Below are 21,764 nucleotides of genomic sequence, written 5' to 3' on the forward strand. Positions count from 1 at the left end.
GAGAGCGAGCGACAGGTCGTCAACCCCTTCGCGCAATATTTTTCAGAAAGTTGAGAGACACCGAAACAGACCACCACCACAACGCCGTCAAATTAGTTAGCCATCCGATCTAATTGGCCGATCATGAGGCAATCGTGCTCGCGACGGCCAGACCGTGATCAGCGACCGCACCTCCCCGCTGCCAACCAGCCAAACCAGCCAAACCAGCCTCCTTACCATATAGAGAGCCACGAGACCCATCCGGCGCACACTCGAAAGAAGCGTCGCAAGAACTGGAAAGCCGGCCGCGCCGCTAAAACCTAAAGTTTCCCTCTCGCCAGCCGTCAACCAAGATATCCTGTCACTTAAATGGCCGCCGACCATGGATAACCCAGTTGAGGAACACGTCGAGGAAACCTCACTCGCAGCCCAAATGCCAGCTCTGAATCCGGAGAAGGTGCCGGTAGGCACGCCCCTCGACTGGCCGATCGTCGACGCCGACGGCACGCTCCTTTTCGCCAGCGGCACCATCCTGGCAACCACGGACGAGCGCAAATTCCTGTTCGGGCACTTCCGTCCGCAGCGCGGCGACCTGGTGGGCGTGGCCACGCAACCGCCGCCCCAGGCAGAGCCACAAGCGGATCCCAACGGCGAACTGACGCTCAAGGACATGCATCTGGAAATCGGTGCATTGATCGGTGTACGCTCGCAGCTCGGCAGCGGCGCGCCCATGCATCCATGCCGCATCATCGGTTTCGCGCCGAATCTTTCGCTCTTCGTCACTCCGCCGATGCACGAAGGCCGCATGCTCCCGCTGGGCGTCGGCGAAAACATCGAAATCGTCGCAATCGCCAGCCATGCGGTGTTTCGTTTCGTCTGCACGATCGAAGCGATTTGCCGCACGCCGTTCGACTACGTCGTGCTGTCGAAGCCGGGCGTGATCCGCCGCCTGCGCGAACGCAAGTCGATCCGCGTCCGCGCGCACCTCGCAGTGCGTTTCGGCATCGGTCAAAGCGGGGAATCGTATGAGGGCCTCGGACTCGCGAGAGGCATCAGCGCACTCGGCATGTCGCTGGACGCCTCGTGGACGCTGGGCGCCGTCGGCGACCGCTTGCGCGTTGCGTTCCGCTTGAAATCGAAGGATCTCGACACGGAGATCGAAACCACGGCGGTAATCCGCAACGTGCAGAAAGGCGGCGGCCCCGGCGAGCCTTCGACTCACGGGCTCGAACTCGATCAGCTCGACGCGTCCCAGCAGATGGCGATGAAAGTCTTCGTGTTCGACCGCCAGGACGACGTGGTGTATTGGTCGAGCGGTCTGAAATAAGCGCAGGCCCGAGAGCGAAACGCCTCACGCGCCGCTCAGCCCATCAGTTCTTCCGGCGTGAAACGCCGCGCGCCCCACGCATCGGCGAGCATTTCGCAACGTCCCAACCGGATCGCCTCGCGCTCGAAATCGACGAATACGACTTCGTCCACATCGAGCGGCCGCGCCGGCATGTCACGCGTACGACCATCGGTCAGAATCCACAACCAGCGTTGCTGCCCGGGCTTGCGGCGCGCGCTGCGCTCCAGCAGTTCGGTTGCTCGCCGGACGCCCGCCGTCAACGGCGTGCCGCCTCCGCCGCCCACGGGCCTCAGCCACCGCTCGTTCCACCAGCGGGGCACAGCTGGGCCGAAACGCACATCCGCACCGGCGCCGCCGAAACAGACCAACGCCGCCTCGGCACGCGCGGCGCTCGCGCGATCGAACAAGGCGATCAGCAGTCCCTTGGCAAGTGCGAGGCGCTGCCCGGCCAGCATGGAGCCGGAGCAATCGAGTACGAAGCAATGCAGCACACCGCCGCGCGGCGCCTCGCGCACGAAACGCAGATGCTCGGCGCGCAGCGCGTCCTGGCGCATCGCGGCGAGTGTCGGCGGCCAGTCGATGCGCTTGCGCGGTTCCCCGCTCAAGCGGCCGCGCGCACCCGCGCCCGCGCCTTGCCGCCATCGAAAACCGCTGCGCGAGTCAGCGGCGGCGCCCTTCCGATGGCTCAGCGTTTTTTTACGTTAAGCGGTATGACGCCTTTGACGTGCGTGGTACCGGCCGGTTCGGGCGCGAGGTAGCCCCAATCGCTATCGCCGGTAGCGGCGGCCGGCGGCGCATTTCCTTCCGCAGATGAAGCACGGCTATCGGAAGAAGCCTCCCGCTCGGCGTCACGCTTACGCGCATCGCCTTCGGCCTGCGACTCCCGAACATGGCGCCGATGAACCAACACCGCCTCAGCCACCCGATCGACATGCTCGGCCGTCACCGCGGCCGCCTGTTCGAGCGCCGCCAACGCGCGCGCCGCGCGCAGCATCACGAGATCGGCGCGCAGGCCATCCACGGCGGCGCCGATGCACAGCTCGCTGACATGCGCATGCACGGCGTCGTCGAACGCGAGTTGCGGCAGCGCTTCGCGCGCCGCTCGAATCTGCTCGATATAAGCCGCCTGCTGCTGCGCATAGTCCGCACGAAAACCCTGCGGATCCAGATCGAACGCCAGCCGTGCCTTCACGATCGCCTGACGCACGCGCGGCTCGAAGCAGTTCTGCAACTCGACCATCAAGCCGAAACGGTCGATCAATTGCGGCCGCAGTTCACCCTCTTCAGGATTCATCGTGCCGATCAGCACGAAGCTCGCGTCATGGCTATGCGAGACGCCATCGCGCTCGACGGTATTCACGCCGCTCGCAGCCGCGTCGAGCAAGGCATCGACGAGTGCGTCGGGCAGTAGATTGATTTCGTCCACATACAGCACGCCGTGGTGCGCTTTCGCGAGCAGACCGGGCGAGAAGCGCACCGAGCCGTCGCGCAACACGGTTTCGATATCGAGCGTGCCGATCAAACGATCTTCGCTGGCGCCAAGCGGCAGATTCACCAGTTGCCCTTGCGGCAACAACTCAGCCAGCGCGCGCGCCGCGGTCGATTTCGCCGTGCCGCGCGGCCCCGTGACCAGCACGCCGCTTAAGCCCGGATCGATGGCGGCCAGCAGCAGCGCCTGCTGCAACGGCGCCTGCCCGATCAGCGCGGCAAAGGGAAAAGCCGGCCGCGCGGCGCCCGCACTCATCGCTGGATTCATGTTTGCATTCCTTCGATCTGCTGCTCGCTCGCGAGCAGATGCTGTTCGACTTGCGCGCGATAGTCGCCGGGCGCCTGCCACAAACCGCGCTGCATGGCTTCGAGCAGACGCTCGCAAATCGAATGCAACGCGTGCGGGTTATGCCGCTGCAAGAACTCACGGGTGTCCGCATCGTTCAGATAGGCATCGGTCACGAGCGCATATTGATGATCGGCGATCACGCGCGCGGTCGCATCGTAGCCATACAGATAATCGACGGTCGCGGCGATTTCAGCCGCGCCCTTGTAGCCGTGACGCTTCACGCCATCCAGCCATTTCGGATTGACCACGCGCGAGCGGATCACGCGCGCGATCTCCTCATGCAGCGTACGCACGCGCGGCGCGGCCGGATTGCTGTGGTCGGCGTGATACACGCTCGGCTGATCGCCAGCCAGATGCCGCACCGCCGCAACCATGCCGCCCTGAAACTGGTAGTAGTCGTTCGAATCGAGCAGGTCGTGCTCGCGGTTGTCCTGGTTCTGCAGCACCACGTCCATCGCGGCGAGGCGCGTGCCGAACGCGTGGCGAGCTTCTTCGCCCGAGTTCTTTTGCGTGTACGCGTAACCGCCCCACGCCTGATACGCGTTCGCGAGATCGGCGTCGGTCTGCCATTGCTGCGAATCGATCATGTCCTGCAGACCCGCGCCATATGCGCCGGGCCGCGCGCTGAACACGCGCCAGCCGGCGCGCTTGCGCGCTTCGGCGGCATCCATGCCGCGCGCGATCAACGCATCGCGTTCGCGCAGCACGCGTGCGCGAATCGGATTCACGTCCTCGGGTTCGTCGAGTTCGGCGACGGCCTGCACGGCGGCGTCGAACAGATGCATGACGTTGGCGAAGGCGTCGCGGAAGAAACCGGACACCCGCAGGGTGACGTCGATACGCGGTCGGTCGAACGCCTCGATCGGCATGATTTCGAAATCGGTCACGCGATGGCTGCCCGGCGCCCACTTCGGCCGCACGCCGAGCAACGCGAGCGCCTGGGCGATATCGTCGCCGCCCGTGCGCATGGTCGCGGTACCCCAGACGGAAAGCCCAATGGCGCGCGGATAGTCGCCTTTCTCCTGCAAGTGCCGTTCGATCAACTGCTGGGCCGATTTCAAGCCGAGCGACCAGGCGGCTTGCGTGGGAACTGCGCGCGTGTCGACCGAATAGAAATTGCGGCCGGTGGGCAGCACGTCGGGCCGGCCACGCGATGGCGAACCGCTCGGCCCCGGCGGCACGAAACGCCCTTCGAGGCCACGCTTCAATTGAAGTATTTCCTGCGGACCACAAGCGTCGAGCCGTGGCAACACGTCGTTACGCAGACGCTCGATCACCTGCTCCGCTTGCGGCAAGCCGGCCGCATAAAACGGCGCTACCGATGCGTCCGTTCGATCGCCACACACATCACGTAGCAACTCGGCCGCCAGCAACTCCAACCGTTCCCGCGTATCGCCACAGTGCCGCCACGGCGCATCGCTCACGCGCTGCAGCACATCGGGACGCGGCCCATCCCACGCCGCCGACCAGTCCACCGACAGCGGATCGAACAGATGATCCATCCGCAGATCACGCGCCAGCGCGTCGATCAAACCGGCCTTGCCGCCTTGGCCGTCGCCGACCGGAAAACGCCCCAACGCCAGCAACGTATCGCGCCGCTGCACGCCATCAGGCGATTGCCCGAACGTATGCAAGCCATCGCGAATCTGCGCCTCCTTCAACTCGCACAACCACGCATCGACGCGCGTGAGCAGCGCGTCTTCATCGTCCTGCCCGTTCGGCGCCGCGAGACTCAGCTCCTCATGCAGCTTATGTTCGACGATGGTCGCCAGAATCGTGCGCCGCAACAGCTTCGAGCGGCGCGGGTCGACCATCAGCGCTTCATAATATTCGTCGACCTGGCGCTCGAGATCCTGCAAGGGTCCGTAACTTTCGGCGCGCGTGAGCGGCGGCATCAGGTGATCGATGATGACGGCCTGCGCGCGGCGTTTTGCCTGGCTGCCCTCGCCCGGATCGTTGACGATGAATGGATACAGATGCGGCATCGGCCCGAGAATCAGATCGGGCCAGCAGGCATCGCTCAACGCGACGCTCTTGCCGGGCAGCCATTCCAGATTGCCGTGCTTGCCGACATGCACGACTGCGTCGATGCCGAACTGGTGACGCAACCAGAAATAGAACGCCAGATACGCATGCGGCGGCACGAGTTCGGCGTCGTGATAGCTCGCGTAGTCGCCCTGTTCGCGCGAACGCGACGGTTGAATGCCGACGAACACCTGTCCGCAGCGCCAGCCCGCGATCATGAAGCGGCCGCGTCGCAGCGTCGGGTCCTGTTCGGGCGTACCCCAACGCGCGTTCAGCGCCTGGCGCGCCTCGGCGGGCAACGCATTGAAGTGCCCGAGATAGTCGTCGAGCGCGAGGCTTTGCAGCGCGGGACGCAGATCGCGCACGACCGGATCGTTGGTCACGCCTTCGGTGAGCTTCTTCAACAACGCGTCGCCGTTCGCGGGCAAGTCGGTGAGACGATAGCCCTCGGCGCGCAGCATCGACAGAATGCCGACCACCGAGGCGGGCGTATCGAGGCCCACGCCATTGCCGATGCGCCCTTCGCTCATCGGATAGTTGGCGAGGATCAGCGCGAGTTTCTTGTCCGCGTTATCGAATGAACGCAGACGGCACCAGCGCCGGCTCAGTTCAGCGAGAAAGCCCACTCGTTCGGCGTCAGGCTGATAACGCACCACGTCGACCTGAGTGTGAGGACAACGGTACGCGAGTCCCTTGAAACTGATCGCGCGCGTGATGATGCGGCCATCCACTTCCGGAAGCGCGATATGCATGGCGATATCGCGCGAATTGAGGCCTTGATTGTCCTTGACCCAATCCTCGCGATTGCCGCCGCTCAGGATCACCTGGAACACCGGAGCGTCGCCGGCGAGCGCAAGTGGCTCGGGGTCGTCGATCGCGGACGCGGCGAAGGCGGTCGTGTTCAGCACCAACGCGACCTCGTGCTGCGCGCACAGCGACTGCACGACGTCTCGGCTCATCGCATCTTTCAGCGAAGTAATCGCGATCGGCAGCGGATTCAGACCTTGCGATTCGAGCGCGTCGATCAGCGCATCGAACACGGCCGTATTGGCCGCCTGCAGATGCGCCTTGTAGAACAGGATCGCCGCGACCGGCGCGTCCCGCCGCCAGCGCGCCTGCCAATCGGCAACCGTCGGCGTGTCACGCTCGGGATGGTAGAGCGTCGCGGCGGGCAACGCGCGCGGCGGCGCCGGTTCGCGTCCCCACCCGCAGACACGGTGCGCGATACAGCGCAGGAACGCCTCGGCATTTTGTGGGCCGCCTTCACGCAGATAGCGCCACAGCTGATGGCACAGATCGGCGCTCGCGGTGCTGCGCGCGAGCAGGTTCGGATCTTCCTGCAGATCGCCGGAAAACATCGCGAGCGTCTGCTGCTTGCGCTCGGCGAGCGCCACCACCTGCTCGATGCCGTAAGGCCAATACGCCTCGCCGCCGAGGTGATCGACCACCACCACGCGTGCATGCTGCAAGACGTCTTCGACATAGAAATCGACCGACGCCGATTGCCGCAAATACGTGACGTTCGCGAGCCGCACGCTCGGGAAGCCCTCACCCAGGCGCGGAAAAACGCTCGCCAGCAGCGACAGCGTGGTATCGGCGGAGCTGAGCACCACGATATCCGCGGGCTGCTGATCGATACGGATCACGCCTTGCGTATCGTCGACAAAACCGCCGGGCGTGGTACGCAGCAGATGCATGAGCGCTTACGCCTGTTGCGTTTCGGCGCTCGACGGCACGCCGAGCGCCGCGTCGAACGCGCGCTGCAACGCGGCCTGATCGAGATCCTCGCCGATCAGCACGAAGCGGCTCGGGCCGCTTTCGCCGGCCTGCCAGCGTCGATCGAAATAGCTGTCGAAGCGCCGGCCCACGCCCTGGATCACGAGACGCATCGCCGCGCCCGGCAGCGCCGCGAAACCTTTGACGCGGTAAATCGTGTTCGTTTCGACCAGACGCTGCAACGCAGCGATCACCGCTTCGCGCGACGACACATTCGCCTGCACGACCACCGAGTCGAATTCGTCATGATGGTGGTCGGCGTCGTCGGCGGAACCGTGGTGATCGTGGCGCAAGTGGATCGTGTCTTCCGAGGCCGCTTCGAGGCCCAGCAACGTGTGCAGATCGAGTTGCCCCATGTGCGCGCGCACGATCTTCACTTGCGGCGGAATCTCCTCGCGGAGCAACACTTCAACCGCGCTTTGCTGCGCGTCGTCGAGCAAATCCGTCTTGTTCAGAATCACCAGATCGGCCGCGGACAACTGATCTTCAAACAGTTCGTGCAACGGCGACTCGTGATCGAGATTCGGATCGGCCTTGCGTTGCGCATCCACGGCGACGGGGTTGTCGGCAAACTGACCGCTCGCGGCGGCCGGGCCGTCCACCACGGTGACCACGGCATCGACGGTGAAACTGTTCTTGATCTGCGGCCAGTTGAAGGCCTGCACCAGCGGCTTCGGCAACGCGAGACCCGACGTCTCGATCAGCACGTGATCGATCTGATCGCGGCGTTCCACGAGCTTTTCCATCACCGGAAAAAACTCTTCCTGCACGGTGCAGCACAAGCAGCCGTTCGCGAGTTCATACAGTTGGCCTTCGGTTTCGACACCGTTTTCATCGCAACCTATGCCGCAACCCTTGAGGATTTCCCCGTCGATGCCGAGTTCGCCGAACTCGTTGACGATCACCGCGATGCGCTTGCCGCCCGCATGCTGAAGAATATGCCGCAGCAGCGTGGTCTTGCCGCTGCCGAGAAAGCCCGTGACGATGGTGACGGGGATCTTGCGCATTTGAGTTTGCATCGTGAGGTCCATCCGTAGGAGTTGCACGCGCACGCCGCTGTGTCTGTATGGCCATCTGCCTACGCCGGGCAAAACGAGGCACAGGCCCGGCCAGCCACGACGATAACAAAACACGGGGACGAACGACGGCGTTGCCGCGACAACAGAAAAACAGAAAGCGGGAATGAGGTCATGAACGCAGCGCCGCATCCCCGCGGCGTTCGTCCTTCGTATTCTGGCCGGTATCCGGGCTGGCGAAAGCGCCGCTTCCCCTTCCCGGGCGAGTGATTTCTCGCCCAGTGGTGATATGCCGACGCGGCCTTGCGCGTGGACATCGAAGCCGGCTCCGCGGCGCTAATGAACTGAACTTAGCACCACATTTCGCTTACCGTTGCGGGGGCAGCACAGGTTGACCCGATCCATGGCAGGTGGGCACCCTGTTTCCCGTTTAACTGCATGCGCACGAGCGCGCATACGAGCACCAAAGTGCGTGCGAGTGTAGGCCCGCGGCCCGGTGCCGTCAAGGAACCGCAAGCCGCAAGCGCTTATCGGGCGGGGCGCCATGTGCTATCGTATGCGCGCGTTTGGTGCCCGCACATGCATTCGCGTGTGCAGTTAAACGGGAAACAGGCGGCGCTCCATGCGCTCAACCTGTGCTGTCCCCGCAACGGTAAGCGACCTGCGGCGCAATCTTGAGTTGTCTTGCGCCGCGCATGCGTTTTTTCGATGCCACTGTCCAGCACATTCCAGCGAATGTGGACGGGAAGGCAAAGCGCATGAGGCCGCCAGCCCGGATACCGGCCAGACGCGGAGGCGGCGAACCTCAGGGCAACATCGCGCCGCCGGCAGCCGGAATCCGCGAGGGACGGATGTGAAGGCGCTGAAGCACGACATAGTGTGTCCACGTATGCGGATTCCGGCTGGAATCGCTACGCGCCACACATTGCGCCGTGCCTGAATCCGTCGTACCGCATGACCCCAAAGTCCGCCGCCTGGCGACCGTCCGCGCTTTACCCCTTTCCGCTTGTCACGACATGGCGCTCGCCATGCACGCCGCGATGACCCGCGCCTGGCTGATCGGCGCCGGCCCCGGCGACGTCGAACTCATGACCATCAAGGCCACCCGTGCATTGGCGCAGGCCGACGTGGTGCTGGTCGACGATCTGGTGAATCCCGAGGTGCTGCAGTTCGCGCGCGCCGACGCGCTCGTCGTCTACGTCGGCAAACGCGGCGGCCATCCATCCACGCCGCAGGACGGCATCGTCGCGCAGTTGCTCGAACATGTGCGGGCCGGGCGCAGCGTCGCGCGTTTGAAAGGCGGCGATCCGTTCGTATTCGGCCGTGGCGGCGAAGAACAGCAGGCACTGCACGCGGCGGGCATCGAGGTGGAAGTCATCAACGGCATTACTGCGGGAATCGCGGCGCCCGCGGCGATCGGCATTCCCGTCACGCATCGCGATCACGCGCAGGGCGTGGTGTTCGTCACCGGACACGGCGCGGGCAGCGGCGAGCCGGACTGGGCCGCGCTCGCGGCCACCCGCATGACGCTCGTGATCTACATGGGCATGCGGCGGCTCAACGATATCGTCGGCGCGTTGCTCGCGGCCGGCATGAGCGCCGACACGCCGTGCGCGGCGATCGAATCGGCCACGCGTCCCGAGCAACGCCATGCGCTCGCGCGGCTCGACGAATTCGCCGACACCGTCGCGCGCGCCGGGCTCGGCTCGCCGGCGATCGTGGTGATCGGCGGTGTGGCGTCGCTAGCCTTGGAGCGCGCGGCGGCGCAGGCCGACGCTGCAACGCCGCCCGCAGACGGAACGGATACGCAATGAAAACGCTGAGCGTCGGCATCGGTTGCCGTTTGCACAGCCCGGCTGCGCAGATCGAAGCCGCGGTGCGCGCCGCGCTCGGCGCGCATTCGTTCGACGAAATCCGCAGCGTGGCCTCGCTCGATACCAAAGCCCACGAAACGGGCCTGCTCGAATTTTGCGCACGTCATGCGCTGCCGCTGACATTCTTCAGCCTTGATCAGATCGCGTCGATGCCCGTGGCGGAGCCTTCGGCGGCGGTGCGCGAGCATCTCGGCGTGGACGGTGTTTGCGAGCCGTGTGCGCTGCTCGGCGCGACTGCCGGGCTCGGCGAACCCGGCGCGCTCAATGCGGATCGAGCCCGCCTCGTCGTGCGCAAAACCGTCCATGCCGGCGTCACCGTGGCGATTGCTTCGAGCGCCGCGCACGCCGATAGTGAACACCCGAACAACGACACTCAGTAACAGGACCTGCCATGAAGACCGATCCCGAATCGCATCAACGCATGACCGAGCGTCGCCGCGAAGGCCACGAGAAAAAACAGGCCAACGCCACCGTCGAAAAAGGCCTGCTGATCGTCAACACCGGCACCGGCAAAGGCAAAACCACCGCCGCATTCGGCATGGCCGTGCGCGTGCTCGGCCACGGCATGCGCCTCGGCGTCGTGCAGTTCATCAAGGGCGCGCTGCACACGTCGGAGCGCGACTTTCTCGGCGCAATCGCCAACTGCGATTTCGTCACGATGGGCGACGGCTACACCTGGAACACGCAGAACCGCGACGCCGACATCGCGACCGCCCGCAAAGGCTGGAACGAAGCGCGCCGCATGATCGAGAGCGGCGATTACCAGATGGTGATCCTCGACGAGTTGAACACGGTGCTCAAGTACGAATACCTGCCGCTCGACGAAGTCCTCGCGGTGCTGACCGCGCGCGCGCCCATGCTGCATGTGGTGGTGACCGGCCGCCACGCGCCGGACGCGTTGATCGAAGCCGCCGATCTCGTCACCGAAATGCGCATCGTCAAGCATCCGTATCGCGAGCAAGGCGTGAAAGCGCAGCGCGGCGTGGAGTTCTGAGCGATGGCCGCGTGCCCCGCCCTGTTCATCAGCGCGCCCGCGTCGGGCCAAGGCAAGACCACGATCACGGCGGGTCTCGCGCGCTACCATCGGCGGCTGGGGCGACGCGTGCGCGTCTTCAAGACCGGACCGGACTTTCTCGATCCGATGATTCTGGCGCGCGCGAGCGGCGCGCCCGTGCTCTCACTCGATCTATGGATGGTGGGCGAAGCCGCCTGCCGCACGCTGCTCGCGCAAGCGGCCGCCGAAGCCGATCTGATCCTGATCGAAGGCGTGATGGGTCTGTTCGACGGCACGCCGAGCAGCGCCGATCTCGCCACCACGTTCGGCGTGCCGGTGCTCGCGGTGATTTCGGCGAAGGCGATGGCGCAGACCTTCGGCGCGGTCGCCTTCGGTCTCGCGCAATTCCGGCCGCAGGTGCCGTTTTACGGCGTGCTCGCCAATCGCGTCGGCTCCGCGCGGCATGCGCAGATGCTCGAAGAAGCGTTGCCGCCGGAGTTGCGTTGGTGCGGACACATTGCCGCCAGCGATGAAATCGCGCTGCCCGATCGTCACCTCGGCTTGCATCAGGCGGACGAAATCGACGATCTCGACGCGCGCCTGGATCGTGCCGCTGACACTCTAGGCCGCACCGCGCTCGCCGAACTGCCACCGCCTGTCGAATTCGGCGCGCCCTTATCGGACGTCCTGCCGCGCCTGCTGGAAGGCAAGACGATTGCGATTGCGCGCGACGCCGCGTTCTCGTTCATCTATCCGGCCAACATCGCGCTGCTGGAAGCACTCGGCGCGCAAGTCGCCTTCTTCTCGCCGCTCGCCGACGAAGCACTGCCGGAACACGCCGACGCTTTGTATCTTCCCGGCGGCTACCCTGAACTGCACGCCGCCACGCTGGCCGGCAACACCCGCAGCGGCGCAAGCATTCACGCGCACGCGAGCTCCGGCAAGCCGCTCGTCGCCGAATGCGGCGGCATGCTCTATCTGCTCGACCAACTCACCGACACGCACGGCGTGACCACACCGATGCTCGGCCTGCTGCCCGGCCACGCGACGATGCAAACGCGCTTCACCGCGCTCGGCATGCAGCAGATCGACAGCCTGCACGGGCCGATGACGGGCCATACGTTTCATTACTCGAAGCTGAACACCTCGCTTACGCCGCTGCGTTCAGCTACCCGGCCGCAGGGCGACGCGCCGGGCGAGGCCGTCTATCGCGCCGGCTCGATCGTGGCGACTTACATGCACGCTTATTGGCCCTCCAACCCGGCCTTCACGGCCGCCCTGTTCCATGGCGAAGCCTTTTAACGATTCCGAGCGCGACGCCGTCTACCGCGCGATTTACGAACGCCGCGACATGCGCCATTTCGTGCGCGACCCGGTCGACCCCGCCGTGCTGCAGCGCCTGCTCGACGCGGCTCATCACGCGCCGAGCGTCGGCTTCATGCAGCCGTGGCGAATCGCGCGAATCACCGATCCTGCGCTTCGGACCGCTTTGCATGACACGGTGGAGAACGAACGCCTCGCCACCGCCGACGCGCTCGGCAAACGCCGCGAAGAGTTCATGAAGCTGAAAGTGGAAGGCATGCTGGACTGCGGCGAGCTGCTGGTGATGGCGCTGATGGACGGCCGCGAGCGCCACATCTTCGGGCGCCGTACCTTGCCGGAGATGGACCTCGCGTCGGTGGCGTGCGCGATCCAGAACATGTGGCTGGCCGCGCGCGCCGAGGGTCTCGGCATGGGCTGGGTGTCGCTGTTCGACGTCGACGTGGTTCGCCAACTGCTGCACATGCCCGAGGGCGCGCGGCCCGTGGCGATTCTGTGTCTGGGCCACGTCGACCAGTTTTATAGCGAGCCGATGCTGGAAACCGAACGCTGGGCGAGCCGCATGCCGCTTACCGACTGCGTGTTCGAAAACCGTTGGCCGGAAGACAGCAATGCGTCGGAATGATCTCGACGCGCGTTACGGCTGAAGCGGCTTTACCGACATGACTTTCGGCACGCCGCTCGCCTCGTCGGCGCGCAATTTCACGCGCCAATCTGGCGGCGCATCGAAGGGCAACCTGGCCAGCGCGCTTTTGACGAGCGTCGGCATGGCATGCAATGGATCCGCATCGCGGTCGTTGCTCACCGCGCTGACTTTGTAGACCTCCTGTCCGCTCGCACGCTCGAAAAACCGCAGCGTCAGCGCATGCTGATACGCGGGGCCGCCGAACAGCGAGAATGGTGTTTCGGGCGGTCGAACACAGTCGCCCGACGTGCAGCCTGTTTCACCGACGCCGATCGTCGCCCGGCGCGTGTCGTAGGCCACTGAAAGCAGATAACGCCCGGACTGCCCCGTCGTTTCGACGAAGCCCTGTTTCGTCAACTCGTCCACCAACAGGCTTTCGAATTGCGGATGGTCCGCACTGGCCTCCTGCGACGGCATGCGCGCCATCGTGTAAGTCCGCTCGCCTTGCAGCGCGGCGGTCGCGTTCGCGGCGTCGGCGGTATGCACGTCGGCGCTCAGGCCCGCGCAACCGGTGAGACTCGCCGCAGCCAGCGCGGCACAGATCAGGATTGCTTTCACCATCTTCTCGCTTCGATAGGGTGCGTATTCATATGTCATGTTCGTGGCGCGAGCGAGGCGCCCGATTGCGCGTCTTCGAGCACCGGTAAGCAGATCGTAAATGCCGTGCCCTGGCCGGGCTCGCTGGCCACTTCGACATCGCCGCCGTGGCGCGTGACGACCGTCTTGACGAAGGCCATGCCGAGCCCCGCGCCGCCCACTTCCGGCCGCTCGGTTTCGTGAAACCGCCGGAAGCGCTCGAACAGTCCCGCCTGCTCCTCTTTGGGTATGCCGTAGCCCTGATCGCTAATCGTGCACGACACGCGCCTGGCCGCGCCCGGCACGCCCTTCGGCGTCAGGCTCGCGAGGCTGCACACGATCCGCGTATCCGGCGGACTGTACTTGACCGCGTTGTTCAGAATGTTGACGAGCGCGCGGGTCATCAACGAACGGTCGGCGCAGATCCAGTGGCCGTCGTCGTCGGCGCCAGTCTCCGTGTGGAGCGTGATGCGCTTGGCGTGCGCCTGCGGCCAGACTTCGTCGCTGGCGTCGATCAGCAACTCGGTCAGGCTCACCGGTTCGAGCACATAGGTTTGCGATTCGGCGCGCGCCAGTTGCACGAAATCGTCGGCCAGCGTGAGCGCGCGCTGCGCGTAGCGTTCGATGCGCTCCAGCAAGGCGCGCGCGAGCCCCGGCTCGCTGCGGGCGCGCTCGATCTCCACCAGCGCCAGAATCGACGCCTGCGGCGAGCGCATGTCGTGCGACAGAAGCCGCAGCGCGTCTTCCCGCTGACGCTCGGCCGCATGCAAGGCCGACACGTCGACAAGGCCCGCGATCCAGCCGGTGGTCTCGCCCTGCTCGTTGGTGCAGTTCGCGTAGCGCAGCAAGTGGTCGCGCTCGTGGGCGTCGCGCACCTCGACGCCGTGCGCCATCAGCGCGGCGAATTCGTGGCGCGCCGGATCGAGCGGCGCCGGCCAGTGCGTGCGGGCGAGCAGATTGTTTTCGGCATCCGACGCCGCGTCGCCGTCGATCGTCTTCACGAGCGTCAGGCTCCCCAGCACGGCTTGCATCGAACGGCCTTCGGGCAGCGGCGCGCCGAGCCGCGCGAAATGCGCCTTGGCGGCGTGATTTGCGATCAGCACGACGCCACGCACGTCGCTCACGAGGATCGGCTCGGGCATGCTGTCGAGGCTGTCCCACACGAAACGCTTCATGTCCTGCACGCGCTGCGCGGCCTGCGCCATCAGCGCCATGTGCTGCTCCAGCACGTCGCCGCCGAACTCGCGGCGGCGCTGCGGCGTTTCCGGCAGCAGATGGGGTTCGTCGGCGAGGCGCTGCAGTTCTCCGCGCAGATACGCCATCGTCATTTCGAGGCGCCGCCAGTTCCAGATCGGATAGACGGTCACGAGACCCAGAATCGCCGGCACCGGCGACATCCACAGCCGCGCGCCGTACAGCAAGGCCGCGCTGCCGGCCGCCGCGAGCAGACACAGTGCGCCGGTCAGCAGCAACGAACGGCGCGGCGACAGCACGAGAAATCCGGCCAGCAGCGCGGCAAGCGGCGCGAGCGACGCTGCGAACAGCATCCACGGATAGACCGGCTCGATTTCGCGGCCGGTGAGTAGCGTATCGAGCACGTTCGCGTGGATATACACGCCGGGCAGCGGGCCGAGTTTGCCGGACACCGGTGTCGCGAAGCGGTCGTACAAGCCCGACGCGGTCACGCCGATCAACACGATGCGGCCGCGCAACTGGTCCGGTGTCACGTCGCCGGCGAGCACGCGCACGAAACTCAGCTTGGTATAGTTCTGCGCGTTCGGACCGAAGGGGATCAGGAAGCGGCCTTCGCCGCCGTCGTCGGCTGCGGCTGCGGCTGCGGCTGCGACTGCGGATGCGGATGCGGATGCGGATGCGGATGCGGATGCGGACGCGGCCAAAGCATGGCTGCGCTGCCAGCCGTTCAGATGGAGCGAGCCAAGCTCTGCCGCCTGGGCGACCGGCACCATCAATTGCGGCCAGCGTGAATCGGCGCCGCCCTCGTACCGCGCGACGCTGCGCACGATGCCGTCGCTGTCGACTTCGAGATTGATATGGCCGAGCCCCGCCGCCGCATGCGCGAGCGGCGCCACCGGCTCGACCACGACGCGGCGGCCGCCGTCATCGGCTGCGGTGAGCAATACCGGCAGATAGGTCGGACTCATCGCGATGGCGCGGGCCAGTTCGGCGTCTTGCGGATTGGCCTCGGTGAACAGCACGTCGTAGATCACCGCGGCGGGCTTCGCGCTGGCGATCCGTTCAAGCAGCTTCGCGTGGACACTGCGCGGCCACGGCCAGCGCCCGAGTTGCGCGATGCTCGCGTTGTCGATTTCGACCACCACGATATCGCGCAGCAAAGGTTGCGCATGCAGGCTCAGAAAGCGGTCGTAGACCAGTTGATCGACACTCGCGCTCAGACGGCCGAGCGAACTGAGCAGAATCACCACGATGCCCAGACAGCCGATGCCCACCCATTCGATCAGGAAGCGGCGGCCGGCGCGCCGTCCGAGACGGGCGCGCGGATCGAGGCTCAGGCGCGTAGGTGTGGTCGGCAAAGGGTTGCTTGGTTCGAAGCCAGGAAGCGGGCTGATGCATGGCTCAGCCCCGTGAATCTACCAGCGTCAGCGCGCAAGCGTAAACGAGCGCACCGCGCTGCTCTTTTCGTAGAAGCGGCCGTTCTCGAACTGCTCGGCGACGATCGTCCAGTAATAGACGCCGGCCGGCAGATCGCTTACGACCAGTTGGCCGCCCGACAGATCGGTGCGGTCCACAAGCGGATGGCGCAGATCGGCCGTGGTCGCCAGCACGAAACGAAAGCGTGTTTCGACCGTGGCGCGGCTGACGAACCAGCGGAATTCATAGTCGCGGCTGCCGGCCCGCTGCGTCGCCGACGCGGCCAGCCCGAGCTGGCGGCGTTCGAACGCGTACACCTGCGGCAGGCCTTCGAGGCCGTTGGAGTCGATCGCGGCGATGCGTACGAAATAGGTACCGTCGGCCAGGTCGCCGAAATCCGCATGCGGCTCGCTGACGCGCTGATCGCGGATCAGGTCGAGCTGGTCGGCGTCGCGCGCGATTTGCACGCGATAGGCCACGGCACGGTCGGCCGGCACGAGATCGAACGCGACGGTCTTGCCGTCCTGCACTTTGGCCGGCTGCGTAAGCGCCGGCGCGGGCAGCAACTCGACCGGTCCGCCGATCGCTTCGCCCGAGCGCGTCACACTGCCGAAGCGCGCCTTCACGAGCTGCGCGGAGCTCTGCAGCGGCACGCCGGGCAGCGGCGCCGAAGCACGGCCGCCGAGCGTCGCCGGGTCGACGCCAACTGCGCCGTCCAGCACTTCGACCGCGGTGGTTCGCGCGTCGCCGTCGTAAGCGACCTTGAAGCGCGTGCCGCGCACACCCGCCACGACCGACGGCGAGCGGATCTGAAAGCGGTCGTCCTTTTTCGTCGCGTGCGTTACCTGGCTTTCGACTTCGCCGCTGCGCAGTTCAAGCATGCGATCGCCGGCGCCGGTCAGTGTGGTGCGCCGCAGCGTGCCGATATCCAGCAGGCCGTTCTGCCCCACGGTGACGTGCGAGCCGTCCGGCAACTCCAGCGTCACAAAGCCGTTGTCCCCGGTGCGGACGCGGTCGCCTTCGCCGAGGGTCGTGCCTTCCGCGAGCGGCACGTAGGGGTTCTTGCCGAACGCGTGCTCGGCCGGTCCGCTGGTCGCGATCACGCGGGCCGACTCCTGTTCCTGTTTGAGCTTGCCGGCGGGCAGAAGCAAAGCGATGCCCGCCGGCATGCGGCGTGGCGCGGGCACATGATTCAGGCGGCTCAGCACGGCCCAATCATTCGGATCGCGCATATAGCGGCCGGCGATGTCGTAGAGCGTGTCGCCTTCGTGGGTCAGATACGAGACGTATTCCGGCGCAGCGGCTTTTGCACGCTTCGGTGCGCGCGGCGATTGCGCGGACGCCGACACCGGCGCGAAACAGGTCATCGCGAGCAGGCCAACGGCCGCCAGCCATGCACCGCTGCGGCGGCCCGGCGAAACCGCGCTGCCGCGCGCTGCTCCATCGACGGAAAACATCACGCCTCCCCCGCTTCGGGGCGTTCGTCGGCTGCTGCCGGCGGCGTGGCGGAATCGACCCGCTCGAGCCGGTAGCCATAACCGTAAATCGGCGTCAGACGATAACCGTGCTCGGGGCGCAGACCGAGCTTGCTGCGCAGCATCGACACGTGGGTGTCCATGGTGCGCGACGGAATGTCGGTTGCCTGCTTCCAGATCACATCGAGAATGTGCGCGCGCGACAGCGGCCGGCTCAGATGCTGGAACAGCAGGAGCGCAAGCTCGAATTCCTTCTGCGTGACGGCCACTGCCGTGCCGCGCACCACCACATGCTTGGCGCCCAGATCGAATTCGAATTCGCCGAAGACTTCCTTCGCCGCGGGCGGCTTGAGGTGGTAAGCGCGGCGCAGGAGTGAGCCGACGCGCGCCAGCAAGACCGCGGCGGACACCGGTTTGACGACATAGTCGTCCGCGCCCGTGTTGAGAATCGACGTGATGTCGGTTTCGCGGCCGCGGCTCGTCATGAACAGCACCGGCAGGCGCTCGGAGAGGCTTTCGCGCACCCAGCGCAGCACCTCTTCGCCCGACATGTCGGGCACGTTCCAGTCGAGCACCAGCAGATCGAACGTCTGGCGCCGCAACTGCCGCACCAGTTCGCGGCCCGCACCGTATGCGTGACAGATATGGCCCGCCGCCGACAGCGTTTGGCAAACCAGGTCGGCCTGAGCCGAATCGTCATCCAGGACAGCAATTCTCATAACACCCCGCAACGCGACATCCTTCGTAACTGGTGGCCGGCTAGCCGGCAGATGACCGGGATGACGGCGTAAAGCACCGACGATCCGGCTTCCAATTTCATCTTCGGCTGCACATTTTTCGACTAGTGGTCCTTTGCCTTACGCCCTGTCCGGTCCGGTCCTGCCGCCGCAGTCTCGATATTGGGACGCGTGATTGGCTTTATCGCGCCGGGTATCGAAGGGGGCAGTTCATCATAATCGAAAAACGGCCGCTGTTTTCCGGATGCGATTAAGCCGCTATCCGGTCCGGCTATGCGATGCTATTTATTGGTATCGACCGCAAGGATCGTAGTTCGGGTCGGCTGGTCTCGCTCGCACGGTAATTGGCCCCGTTTGCCGTTGTCTTTTCAGGCCTCGTCCCGCATTGAGGTTACGGCGATTTGACAATTTGCGAGTCAGTATAGAAACAGTCTCAAAATAAATCGTTTAAAGATTGTTAAACCGAATTGAGGCTGCCACCGCAGATATACATCGAAATACGCAGATCGCCGCAGCGGTCGTCGAGCGGAACGCAAAATGAAATATCCGTGACACTGGCGAAGATCCCGCCCTCGACCGACGTCGTGCCAGAGCGCACGCGGCCGCATCGGACACCAAACATGGTGTTGGTGCATATACCGTCCGGCGCCTCGTCACCGACTATCTGGCCGGACACGTACAACACCAGTCCCGCAGTGCAGGCAAATACCCGATACGCGCTCGACATCCCCATCGAGCCGACTCTGGACCAGCTTCCTGAAACCGTCACTCGCGGGATGGCCTTCGGTCTGTTGGAAAGGTTAAGAGATCGCCCCACCTATGCGAACCGCATCAAGATGAAACTTGGCGAACCTAGCTGTCGCTGATCTATCCAGCGACTTCGATGATTCTGCTTCCATACTTCTGGTCTGCTGCATACGCGTTGCTGCTCGCGGTGCGCGGCGAGACGTACGAACGGCAAGCCCCCAAAAGGAAGAAACGCCTTGACGCGTGGACGTTTGTCGAAGCGTGCGTTTACGGGTCCACCTCCAGCGTTACGCCGGCACAGCGAATCACGTGCAGGTAAGCGACCGTATCCCCGACTGCGGCGGTGGCCTGCTCCGCAAGGCTCCGCATGCGCGAAGACTTTTCAGCGCACGCCATCATCGTCTCGAGAGCGTCCGAATCTGCAAAACCGTGAGCTGCCGCAGCACCGAGTATGGCATCGAGAACGCGTCGGGCCGCAACTCGGGCAGCGATCGGCGCCAGCGGAGCCCGATACGTAAGAAAGCCTGCCATCAGTAAAAATTCGACCGGGCTGATGCGCTCGCCGTTGCCAACAGGAACACCGTCTGTATTGACTCGCTCTTGCGTCATGGTTCGTCTCCCGCTCTGGAGCAGCAAGCGCTGTGATCGCGCAGATCCGTGCCGCTATTGCCGCTGGCCGGTCCGTAGGGGATTCGACGACGGCCCGGTGCTGCACGCAGCACCGGACACCGCTTGATGTCCGAGGTGATGTCTCGGGCGGCGCAGAAATAGTCTAGTACAGGATGAATCGCTAATGACGGTAAACACGGCGTAAGATCGCCGCGGGCGTGGCCTTGTAAGTGTGCGTTTCGCTAGCTGAGCATCGACACCGGGTTTATGCGACCTTCCACCTTCAACGTAATCGCACTGTAACTATCGACAGGTTAAAAGATCGATTTTTCGTCATGCCGAGGCGCCAAGTCGTAGTATTCTTGATTCGCCTCGTGCTCCCCAGCGATAGCCGCTGCCTCACCACTTCACGTCAACTGTTGTGCGGCTCTGAAAATGTGATGATGCGGCGAATCCCTGCACGCCCGTTTCCGTGGGCGCACAGGAGATGACGACTTCCAAAGCAACTACCTAATCATTGTTATCTTTTTGAAGGCTTCGAAACACTTCGCGAACATCGCCGATGCCTGGCGAGTCCAAGTGGGTGACTAATCCCGGCCACGCGGACTATTCTCTTCGAGGGTATTCATGAAAACGCTGTTTCTGCAGGCACCTTCATTTGAAGGCTTCGATGGCGGAGCGGGCTCACGCTTCCAAACGAAGCGCGAGATTCGATCATTCTGGTATCCAACGTGGCTCGTCCAGCCCGCTGCGCTGATTGAAGATAGCCGCGTCGTGGATGCTCCCGCAGATGACCTGTCGCTGGATACGACACTCGACATTGCTCAGAAATACGAACTGGTAATCATTCACACAAGTTCTCCATCGTTCCAGAGTGATGTTCAATTTGCAGAGCACCTGAAGCGGCGCAAGCCCCGGATCCTGATCGGGATGATCGGTGCAAAAGTCGCTGTCGATCCTCACGGCTCGCTGACTGCGAGCGACGCACTCGACTTCGTGTGCCGCGAAGAATTCGACTTCACTTGTCGCGAGATCGCACAGGGCCTCCCGTTCAAATCGATTCTCGGACTGAGCTATCGTCTGCCGGATGGCGGGATCATGCACAACGACGCCCGACCGATTCTCGAAGACATGGACCAGTTACCGTTCGTCTCGCCCATCTATAAGCGCGACCTAACGCCGGAGAATTACTTCAGCGGCTATCTCAAGCATCCGTATCTGTCGCTCTACACGGGGCGAGGCTGCAAATCCAGATGCACCTTTTGCCTCTGGCCGCATACGGTTGGGGGTCATCGCTACCGCACGCGCTCGGTCGAGAACGTCCTCGAAGAAGTGAAATGGATCAGGGACAACATGCCCGAAATCAAGGAGATCATGTTCGACGACGATACCTTTACGGATCTCCGACCGAGAGCCGAAGAGATCGCTCGTGGTCTCGGCAAGTTAGGCGTGACGTGGTCGTGCAACGCCAAGGCGAACGTGCCCTATTCAACCCTCAAAGTGATGAAAGAGAATGGGCTGCGGCTCTTGCTCGTCGGGTACGAATCCGGCGACGATCAGATTCTCGTGAACGTCAAAAAGGGCCTGCGGACCGATATGGCCCGCCAGTTCAGCGACGATTGCCACAAGCTCGGCATCAAGATCCACGGCACGTTCATTCTTGGGCTTCCCGGCGAGACGCACGAAACGATCGAGAAGACGATCAAATACGCGAAAGAGATCAATCCCCACACGATTCAGGTGTCACTCGCCGCGCCCTATCCGGGAACCGTCCTTCACAAGCAAGCAGTGGAGAACGGATGGTTGAATGAAGGGAAGGTCATCGCCCTCGTCAATTCGGCAGGCACCCAGGCTTCCACGATTGGCTATCCGCATTTGTCGCGCGAAGAGATCTACGTTGGCGTTGAGGAGTTCTATAAACGCTTCTATTTCAGACCAACAAAGATCTGGGAAATCGTCCGCGAGATGCTGGTGAGTTGGGAGATGATGAAACGGCGCCTGCAGGAAGGCGTAGAGTTCTTCAGATATCTTCGTGCACGCAAGGCATGAGGCGCCGGTCTACCTTTCTCGGAATGATGGGCCGCCCGGCATCAGGAAGAACATCGCACGGGTCGGCTCAACTGCCCGGACCGACTCACGCTTAAAGTGACAAGAAG

17 protein-coding genes and 2 riboswitches are annotated in these 21,764 nt (G+C 64.3%); of the genes, 7 read left to right on the forward strand and 10 right to left on the reverse strand.

What is annotated here, in order from left to right:
- Positions 1–361 precede the first annotated feature (361 nt).
- Positions 362–1,306 (forward strand): flagellar brake protein, encoded by a 945-nt coding sequence (locus tag P0D80_RS43760; RefSeq protein ID WP_408293416.1) that lies wholly within the window; start codon positions 362–364, stop codon positions 1,304–1,306.
- Positions 1,307–1,341: 35 nt separating this feature from the next.
- On the opposite strand, the gene P0D80_RS43765 is transcribed toward P0D80_RS43760, so the two are convergent.
- The 4 genes from P0D80_RS43765 to cobW all read right to left on the reverse strand — a co-directional run bounded on the left by P0D80_RS43765 (position 1,342) and on the right by cobW (position 7,984).
- Entirely contained in the window at positions 1,342–1,881 is a 540-nt protein-coding gene (locus P0D80_RS43765) for a vWA domain-containing protein (protein ID WP_408293461.1), read from the reverse strand.
- Between the two features lie 131 nt (positions 1,882–2,012).
- On the reverse strand, positions 2,013–3,083 hold the full coding sequence (locus tag P0D80_RS43770) for a magnesium chelatase ATPase subunit I (RefSeq protein ID WP_408182661.1): 1,071 nt from the start codon (positions 3,081–3,083) through the stop codon (positions 2,013–2,015).
- Positions 3,080–6,886, reverse strand: a complete 3,807-nt coding sequence (gene cobN, locus P0D80_RS43775) for a cobaltochelatase subunit CobN (RefSeq protein ID WP_408293419.1) — start codon at positions 6,884–6,886, stop codon at positions 3,080–3,082. The genes P0D80_RS43770 and cobN overlap by 4 nt, the downstream gene beginning before the upstream one ends.
- A gap of 6 nt (positions 6,887–6,892) precedes the next feature.
- On the reverse strand, positions 6,893–7,984 hold the full coding sequence (cobW, locus tag P0D80_RS43780; RefSeq protein WP_408293422.1) for a cobalamin biosynthesis protein CobW: 1,092 nt from the start codon (positions 7,982–7,984) through the stop codon (positions 6,893–6,895).
- 199 nt (positions 7,985–8,183) lie between these two features.
- Positions 8,184–8,464: riboswitch (cobalamin riboswitch) on the reverse strand.
- A 67-nt stretch (positions 8,465–8,531) separates the two neighbouring features.
- Positions 8,532–8,783: riboswitch (cobalamin riboswitch) on the forward strand.
- Positions 8,784–9,021: 238 nt separating this feature from the next.
- On the opposite strand from cobW, the gene cobA reads away from it, so the two are divergent.
- The 5 genes from cobA to bluB are packed head-to-tail and all read left to right on the forward strand — an operon-like array spanning position 9,022 to position 12,794.
- The gene (cobA, locus tag P0D80_RS43785; RefSeq protein WP_408293464.1) at positions 9,022–9,795 is read left to right on the forward strand and encodes a uroporphyrinogen-III C-methyltransferase; all 774 of its coding nucleotides are present in this window, start codon (positions 9,022–9,024) and stop codon (positions 9,793–9,795) included.
- The gene (locus P0D80_RS43790; RefSeq protein WP_408293425.1) at positions 9,792–10,235 is read left to right on the forward strand and encodes a cobalamin biosynthesis protein; all 444 of its coding nucleotides are present in this window, start codon (positions 9,792–9,794) and stop codon (positions 10,233–10,235) included. The genes cobA and P0D80_RS43790 overlap by 4 nt, the downstream gene beginning before the upstream one ends.
- 11 nt (positions 10,236–10,246) lie before the next feature.
- The gene (gene cobO, locus P0D80_RS43795; protein WP_408293428.1) at positions 10,247–10,849 is read left to right on the forward strand and encodes a cob(I)yrinic acid a,c-diamide adenosyltransferase; all 603 of its coding nucleotides are present in this window, start codon (positions 10,247–10,249) and stop codon (positions 10,847–10,849) included.
- Between the two features lie 3 nt (positions 10,850–10,852).
- Positions 10,853–12,151 (forward strand): cobyrinic acid a,c-diamide synthase CobB, encoded by a 1,299-nt coding sequence (locus tag P0D80_RS43800; protein WP_408293431.1) that lies wholly within the window; start codon positions 10,853–10,855, stop codon positions 12,149–12,151.
- The gene (gene bluB, locus P0D80_RS43805; RefSeq protein WP_132377047.1) at positions 12,135–12,794 is read left to right on the forward strand and encodes a 5,6-dimethylbenzimidazole synthase; all 660 of its coding nucleotides are present in this window, start codon (positions 12,135–12,137) and stop codon (positions 12,792–12,794) included. The genes P0D80_RS43800 and bluB overlap by 17 nt, the downstream gene beginning before the upstream one ends.
- A 12-nt stretch (positions 12,795–12,806) precedes the next feature.
- Here the strand turns inward: bluB and P0D80_RS43810 are convergent, their stop codons facing one another.
- The 6 genes from P0D80_RS43810 to P0D80_RS43835 all read right to left on the reverse strand — a co-directional run bounded on the left by P0D80_RS43810 (position 12,807) and on the right by P0D80_RS43835 (position 19,608).
- On the reverse strand, positions 12,807–13,451 hold the full coding sequence (locus P0D80_RS43810) for a DUF4136 domain-containing protein (protein ID WP_408293434.1): 645 nt from the start codon (positions 13,449–13,451) through the stop codon (positions 12,807–12,809).
- On the reverse strand, positions 13,448–15,982 hold the full coding sequence (locus tag P0D80_RS43815; protein ID WP_408293437.1) for a CHASE2 domain-containing protein: 2,535 nt from the start codon (positions 15,980–15,982) through the stop codon (positions 13,448–13,450). Before P0D80_RS43815 ends, P0D80_RS43810 begins: the two co-directional genes overlap by 4 nt.
- Positions 15,983–16,048: 66 nt before the next feature.
- Positions 16,049–17,497, reverse strand: a complete 1,449-nt coding sequence (locus tag P0D80_RS43820; RefSeq protein ID WP_408293440.1) for a FecR family protein — start codon at positions 17,495–17,497, stop codon at positions 16,049–16,051.
- Positions 17,497–18,234 (reverse strand): response regulator transcription factor, encoded by a 738-nt coding sequence (locus P0D80_RS43825; protein ID WP_408182674.1) that lies wholly within the window; start codon positions 18,232–18,234, stop codon positions 17,497–17,499. The genes P0D80_RS43820 and P0D80_RS43825 overlap by 1 nt, the downstream gene beginning before the upstream one ends.
- A 475-nt stretch (positions 18,235–18,709) precedes the next feature.
- Positions 18,710–18,985 carry a hypothetical protein gene (locus P0D80_RS43830; protein ID WP_408293444.1) on the reverse strand — a complete coding sequence of 92 codons (276 nt, stop codon included), beginning with the start codon at positions 18,983–18,985 and terminating at the stop codon, positions 18,710–18,712.
- A 281-nt stretch (positions 18,986–19,266) separates the two neighbouring features.
- Positions 19,267–19,608: a hypothetical protein gene (locus P0D80_RS43835; RefSeq protein WP_132377041.1), complete on the reverse strand. Its 342-nt coding sequence runs from the start codon at positions 19,606–19,608 to the stop codon at positions 19,267–19,269.
- A gap of 627 nt (positions 19,609–20,235) precedes the next feature.
- On the opposite strand from P0D80_RS43835, the gene hpnJ reads away from it, so the two are divergent.
- Positions 20,236–21,657 (forward strand): hopanoid biosynthesis associated radical SAM protein HpnJ, encoded by a 1,422-nt coding sequence (gene hpnJ, locus P0D80_RS43840; RefSeq protein WP_408182678.1) that lies wholly within the window; start codon positions 20,236–20,238, stop codon positions 21,655–21,657.
- Positions 21,658–21,764 lie beyond the last annotated feature (107 nt).

Source organism: Paraburkholderia sp. RL17-373-BIF-A (genome assembly GCF_046030175.1).
In the GTDB taxonomy this organism is placed as follows: Bacteria; Pseudomonadota; Gammaproteobacteria; order Burkholderiales; family Burkholderiaceae; genus Paraburkholderia.